This is a genomic window from Pseudoflavonifractor sp. 60 (assembly GCF_009911645.1).
Taxonomy (GTDB): Bacteria; Bacillota; Clostridia; order Oscillospirales; family Oscillospiraceae; genus Lawsonibacter.
In genome coordinates, this window is record NZ_QWKI01000069.1 from 1 (window position 1) to 857 (window position 857).

1 protein-coding gene and 1 pseudogene are annotated in these 857 nt (G+C 59.7%); both read right to left on the reverse strand.

The genetic code is table 11. The annotated features are described in order from the left end of the window. Positions 1-78 precede the first annotated feature (78 nt). Positions 79-558: a PcfB family protein gene (locus tag D1646_RS07955; protein ID WP_120396816.1), complete on the reverse strand. Its 480-nt coding sequence runs from the start codon at positions 556-558 to the stop codon at positions 79-81. Positions 559-623: 65 nt separating this feature from the next. Continuing rightward, positions 624-857, reverse strand: a pseudogene (locus D1646_RS07960) (antirestriction protein ArdA); the annotation flags it as partial.

Genomic DNA, 857 nt, shown 5'->3' on the forward strand with positions numbered 1-857 from the left:
TGGTAGGCCGTCCCCACTTTCAGGCAGGCCCACGCGATGAACAGATAGGGGAGGTTCGGCAAAAGGTACTTTTTCAGCTTATCTGTCCTCATGGGCGGCCTCCTTTACGCGGTCTTTCTTTTGGGGCGCGGGCTGGCGCAGTATCTCGGCGGCGGCCCGTCTGAGCTGTTCCCGGATGGGTACGCGGTCAGTCTTTGCCTTATCCAGCACCCGGCGGGAATACTCCCCAAAACAAGCTGTGATTGCATCCGCCTGCCCGGACTTGAAGAACAGCAGATATTTGTCCGGCCCGGCCTTGTAAAAGGCATAATCCACGTTCCACTTCCGGGCCACCCGGTCAAATTCTTTTGGGGCCCCGGTGAGCTCGATACTGTTCGTGGCCGCGCCGTGGGCCATGAGCTTTTTCACGGACTGCCTGCCGTGGGGCGTCTGGTGGGCCCGGTGCTCCTTTTGTATCTTCCGGCCAGCCGCCCGGAGCGCATAGGCCAGCACCCGGGCCGTCAGCTTTCCCGTCCGCATGGATAGCGCGATAGTGCGCCGGGAAACATCCTCGTCAATCAATCAGAACCGCCTCCTTTCATGGGGGATAGGCCATCCGGCCTTTGGGACATTTTGTCTCGAAGTCACCGCTCGTCCCGGTTTGTTTCCGGGTGCTTGCGTTCAGCCGCCAGAGAGGAACGGTCAATCACTTCCTTGTAGGCGGCCATCTGCTCCCGGATGGAGAGCCGGGGGAGGGCAAAAACCTTGTGCTCCTTGGGAATATCCTCTATCCCGTGATAAACTTCCTTAATATCGCCCGTCTGGACGATATAGCCGCCGGGGGCAAGGTGGCCGCCCTCGTTGATGGATATGTCCCG